The sequence below is a fragment of the uncultured Gemella sp. genome (assembly GCF_963515875.1).
Lineage (GTDB): Bacteria > Bacillota > Bacilli > Staphylococcales > Gemellaceae > Gemella.
The window spans coordinates 1-5818 of record NZ_CAUPZX010000063.1 but is presented as its reverse complement, the minus strand read 5'-3'; the positions used below and the strand labels follow the sequence as shown (position 1 = coordinate 5818).

At 30.6% G+C, this 5818-nt stretch carries 4 protein-coding genes; 1 reads left to right on the top strand and 3 read right to left on the bottom strand.

The annotated features are described in order from the left end of the window. The 3 genes from RWL85_RS08270 to RWL85_RS08260 all read right to left on the bottom strand — a co-directional run. Nucleotides 1-1114: amidase family protein (locus RWL85_RS08270; protein ID WP_314087016.1), on the bottom strand; the 1114-nt coding region annotated here is incomplete at its 3' end. Nucleotides 1115-1305: 191 nt separating this feature from the next. After that, a complete protein-coding gene (locus tag RWL85_RS08265) occupies nucleotides 1306-3423 on the bottom strand; it encodes an amidase family protein (protein WP_314087013.1) in 2118 nt (705 codons plus the stop codon). Nucleotides 3424-3618: 195 nt separating this feature from the next. After that, complete coding sequence (locus RWL85_RS08260; RefSeq protein WP_314087011.1) at nucleotides 3619-4467, bottom strand: 5'-nucleotidase, lipoprotein e(P4) family; 849 nt, start codon at nucleotides 4465-4467, stop codon at nucleotides 3619-3621. Nucleotides 4468-5228: 761 nt separating this feature from the next. Here RWL85_RS08260 and RWL85_RS08255 point away from each other — a divergent pair. Next, nucleotides 5229-5818: YSIRK-type signal peptide-containing protein (locus tag RWL85_RS08255; RefSeq protein WP_314087008.1), on the top strand; the 590-nt coding region annotated here is incomplete at its 3' end.

The following is a 5818-nucleotide window of genomic DNA, read 5'->3' as shown; positions in this document are numbered from 1 at the left end:
TAAGAACAGCTTTTTTTCCATCTTCACTTAATTCAACATCTTTTAATGGTGTTTTAAGAGTATAAGCTATTTTTAAAGTTTTTAGATTTGCAGGAACTTCTATAGGTGTTTTTGGCTTAACAATCTGTGTTTTATCAAAATATGTCTTAGCATCTTCGATAGTTTTTACTAGAGGGAATTTTACTACATGACCAGTAGGTTTTAAACCAATTAAACCTGTCCATGAAGCAGGGATACGAATTGAACCACCAGCGTCACTACCGCTTGCAATTGATACCATTCCACTTGCTACAGCACCAGCACTACCACCAGAAGAACCACCAGTATTTCTACTCGGATCCCAAGGATTTCCAGCTGGACCAAATAATTTAGAATCTGTAATATTTCTAGTTCCTAGTTCAGGGTAGTTAGTTTGACCAAGAATAACAAATCCAAGTTTTTCGAATTCTTTTGCGACAGCTCCACTACCTTTAGATATTTTACCTTTATTAAAATAGATACCATTAGAAGCATCACCATCTTTTAGTAAATCTAATCCTTTAATTAATGTAGGAACTCCTAAGAATGGTTGTTCTTCCCAGTTTACAGGGTTGGTAGCTAGATTTCCAGCGCTAATACGAGTATCAATTTCTTTCGCCGCTTTGTATGCTTCCTCCACGATAGCATTAGGGATTTTTCCATTTTCAGTTGTTAGAACAGCGTTCAATTTAGGATTTTCTTCAGAAATAACTTTGTAAGCTAAATCAACTAACTCTGTACTTGTTACTTTTTTCTCACGGACTAATTTCGCAAGTTCTAAAGCACTCTTTTGTTTATATTCAGCTACTGTGAATGGGATTGTTGGTTTAGAAGAAGTACTATCTTCTAGATTACCAGAAGAAGTTTCACCATTATTATTTGATGCATTAGGTTTTACTTCTGTTGTTGATGATTCTGAAGTAGTATTTGAATTTTCAGTTGTTAAACTAGTATTATTTACTGTATTACTAACAGAAGTAGACACTGTATCACTACTTTCTCTAGCCTGAGCTTGGTTGTCATTTGTTAAAACTGGAAATAGTGTAGTGGCTGCAAATGCCGGTATAAGAACATATTTTAAATTTTTCTTTTTCATCCTTGACTCCTAATTTAATGAATAATAAATAAGCTGTTATATGCTTTGCTACTTAATTATACTCTGATATTTAATATCAATCAAGAAAATTGTTATATTAAATGTAAAAAAATAGGAGTGACTCGACAAAATCGATTTCTACGAAATCAAGATTTTTGAGCCACTCCCAGTTATGTATAAGTTATTTTTTATTAATTATTGCTTTTTCGTTTTAGTAATCCAATTAAAGCAAGGAATGAAAGTCCAATTGCTGAAAGGAAGTTGTTAGTAGTTTCACCAGTGTTTGGAAGAGTTTTAGGAGATGTAGTTGAAGCTACTTTTGTTATTTTTGTAGTTGATAATTTTTGCTCTTCTTGAATAGGTGATGTTTGTGGGTTTCTTGGATTATTTGGAGTATTAATAGCATCATTATTGATATTTAGTGTTGGCAGTGTTGCTACAGTAGGTGCCACAGTTGGAACTGCATATTCGTATTTAGTTCCGTATTCGTTTACTCCTATTTTATTACCATTTTCTGAAACACTTGTATTTCTAATAGCTGGATTCATTTTGAATTGGTGTTTATCTTGGAAGTATTGACCTATTTCTAAAAGAATTTTTTCAGAGTTATTTTTAGCCGCGAACATAATTCCAAATGGTAAGTTTTTATCACTTAGATATGTAGGTAAAGAGATTGCTGGATTTCCAGATAAATTAAATACCCAAGTGTATGGAGAACGTCTTGTCATCGGTAACCATTGTTTAATCAATAAATCAAATCTTTCTTTTGGATCTTTAATTTTATTAATATTATATAGTTGCTCTTCAACAGCTGGATCTACGTATGGATCAACTTTTTTATCATTAGAAGGTGCAGTAACATTGTTAGTCGGTACTAAGAATAGATCATATTTTTTATAAAACTCATTCATTTGATCGATGAATGTAGATAATGGTTTTACAGAAGAAATATCAGTGTTAGCATTTGCTCCCATATAAGAAGATGTTCCTAATGCATAAGTCGCAGGATCTAATTGACGTTTATTTTCTTCTGTTACACCCTTAACAGCGGCAACATAACCTTCTTCACCAATGGCTCCTACAGTATAAGTTTTAATTCCTTCATAACCATCGATAGGGAAGTCTTTAACTTCTTCAACAGTAAATCCTTCTTTTCTTAGAAAATCTACTGTTTCTAAAATAGCTTTTTTACCAACTTCACTAAGCTCAAGATCTTTAAGTGGAGTTTTAAGAGTGTAGGCTATTTTTAATTTTTTCAAATCTTTTGGTGGCTCTATTAATGTTTTTGGCTTATTATTTAATTCAGTTTTTTCAAAATAAGCTTTAGCATCTTCAATAGTTTTTACTAGTGGGAATTTTACTACATGTCCAGTAGGTTTTAAACCGATTAGACCAGTCCATGAAGAAGGAATACGAATAGATCCCCCAGCATCACTACCACTAGCTATAGGAACCATACCACTAGCTACAGCTCCGGCGCTTCCTCCTGAAGAACCCCCAGTGTTACGACTAAGATCCCATGGATTACTTGCAGGACCAAATAATTTTGAATCTGTAATATTTCTAGTACCAAGTTCAGGAGTGTTAGTTTGTCCAAGAATAACAAAACCTAATTTAGCAAATTCAGCAGCTACAGGACCATTCTTGTCTCCTATTTTTCCTTTATTTAGATATACCCCTTTGGTATAATCACCATTTTTTAATTCATCAAGACCTTTGATTAAAGTTGGAACACCTAAGAATGGTTGTTCTTTCCAGTCTATAGGATTGGCAGCAAGATTACCTGCTTTTACTCTATCATCTATTTCTTTTGCGGTTCTGTATGCTTCCTCAACAATAGCGTGAGGTATTTTACCATTTTCAGTAGTCAATACAGCATTTAATTTAGGGTTTTCTTCTGCAATAACTTTATAAGCTAAGTCAACAAGTTCTGTACTAGTAACTTTTTTTTCACGAATTAATTGAGCAAGTTCTAAAGCGCTCTTTTGTTTATATTCAGCTATAGTCAATGGAACTGTTGGTTTAACAGTTTCGCTGTCTACAATGCTTTCGCTGTTAGTTAATCCATTGTTATGTACAGGTGTAGTATTTACATTGCTTACTGGAGTAGTAGTTGTTGTTTCTGCAACATTGTTAGTAGTAGGAACACTAGCTGGTTTTTCGCTAGTGCCAACAGTATTATTAACAGTTGAAGGTGCTACAGTCTTATCGTCATTAGCTTTAGCTTGATTACCATCAGCTAATACTGGAAATAATGCAGCAGCTGCAAAAGCAGGAATAAGTACAAATTTCATATTATTTTTTTTCATTTTGAACTCCTATTTTAAATAATGATTGAAGCCTTGAAAAAGCTTTCTATTCACCATTATACTCCGATAGGAGTTATCAATCAAGAAAATAATCTCTAAATATATAAAAAATATAAGCGCCTTAAAAATTATTTTTTTATAATTACATTAAGACACTTATATTTTTAATTATATCATTCTAGTTTTCTTTTTAGATTAGTATCCTTTTAAGGCGTTCATACGAGCATCTGATTGCCCTTTAGCATCTTTTTTCTCACCTTGGTATACTGCAGATTCCCATGAACCGTACATAGGGTTAGGGAAGATAATGAATTTATCACCAAATTCAGCTTTTAATTGTTCGAACATTTTATCTCTATCAGATTCTGATTTAGTAGAGAATTCAGCGAAGTCAACTAAGTTATCCCCAAATAACATAACAAGATTAGTATGTTTTAAAACTTCTTGACGACGTCCTTCTTTAGACTTATCACCTTCTTTTTTGAACATCAGGTGATCACGTCCTTGAACAGGTAATCCTTGTGCTTCAAGGTTTTTAATAGTAGCATCTACTTGAGAATCTGTTCTATCTGAGATGTAGTAAATTTGAACTTTATTTTTATCAGCAAATTGTAAGAATTCTTTTGCTCCAGCCACTGGTGTAGCTTCAGCTTTTTGAACCCACTCATCCCATAATTTAGGATTAAATGCAGTACCATCTTTAACCATTTTAACTTGGAATGGAATATTACTCAATACCGTTTCATCGATATCTAATACGATAGAGTATGGTTTGCTAGTAGGTTGTTTTAATAACTCTTTTAGTTTACTAGTGGCAACGTTATAGCCTTGTTGGTATAATGCATCTACTTCAGCAGCATTTTGATACCATAGAGATCCCATTGTATTTTCTCTTGATCTAAGTTGATCATAAGTAAGAGTTATTTTGTTATCTCCACTCTTATTTTCTTCTTTTTTCTCTTCAGTTTTTTGTGCACATCCAGTTGCAAGAACAACAGTAGCAAGAACTGAAGAAATAGTCATAACAAGTTTTTTGTTTTTCATAATATATATAGCTCCTTTTGTTATCTACAACATTTAGTATAGAATATATCTACTTAAAATTCAATATAAAATTATTATTTAAAAATTTAGAATATGAATATTTTAATAAGATATTTAAGTACTCCTTTAGAAAACGGTTTATTAAATGATAAAAAAATAAAATTAATAATATTATTTATTTGATAATAATAAATTTAAAACTAATTATATTAAAATATAGATATATGGTATATATTATGGAAGATCTAATATATTAACCTACAAAATAGGGTATAATTTTAAATCATAACTAATAATAGTAAGAAGGTCTATGAATAAAAGTTTAATTTATTGATTGTTTATGGAAATTAAAGTTTAAAGTAGTATTATTTATATAATAGAAGAAGAATATAATCAAAAATTAAACTAATTTTAATTATATTTTAATTTAGTAATATATACTACTTAATTATGAGAATTTCAAGAGACATTAAAAATCTCTTGTTAAAAATATTTCATACTATATTTTATTAAAATAATTAGACTATAAACTGATAATTTGGTATAATAATACAATGTATAATGCTATATGATTATAATGATATATTATAATTCCATTATATTTTTAAAACTAATAAATAATGGAAATGATAATATATTATTATTATTATTATTATCGGCGCGGTCGATAGTAATAAATATGGTAACTTAAGAGTTTAATATAAAAGGTACTTATTTTTAACTTCAAACTAGATTAATATTTTTAAAAAAGGAGAATAAAAGTGATAGGAAAAAATAATTATTATTTAAAAAACACAAAAGAGGGTACAAAAGTAGAGTCATACTCAATAAAGAAATTTAAAGTAGGTGCTGCGTCTGTAGTAATAGGTGCAAGTATCTTTTTTGGTGCTGGAGCAGTTGCTCAAGCTAGTGAATCTGTTTCAAACAACACAACAACAGATGAATCATTAGGAACAGATAATAAACTAGAAGTCGCACCAAAAGTACAAGTGAAACCAGTAGTAGAAAACACTAGAGAGAGTGTGGCAGCCGCAGTAGCTTCAAAACTAGAGAATTCAGAAAAAGAAACTCTAAATAAAACAGCCTTAATAAAATTAATTGAAGAAATTGATGGGAAATTTACTAACGGGAAATATGCTTCTAAAACAGAAGATAGTGTGAACAAATTAAAAGTAGCTTTAGAAGAAGCAAGAATAGTTTTAAATAATGCAAAGACTCAAGATGAATTATCACAAGCACAAGCTAAGTTAGTTACAGCAACAACAAAATTACAAACAAAACAAGAAGATAAAAAAGAAGCACCAGCAGTAGATACGACAAATGGAAAAGCTACTGTAGGTAAAAAAGCAAC

Excerpts from the sequence above, each read along its gene's own strand:
- RWL85_RS08265 (WP_314087013.1), bottom strand. The coding sequence starts at position 3,423 with ATGAAAAAAAATAATATGAAATTTGTACTTATTCCTGCTTTTGCAGCT.
- RWL85_RS08260 (WP_314087011.1), bottom strand. The coding sequence starts at position 4,467 with ATGAAAAACAAAAAACTTGTTATGACTATTTCTTCAGTTCTTGCTACT.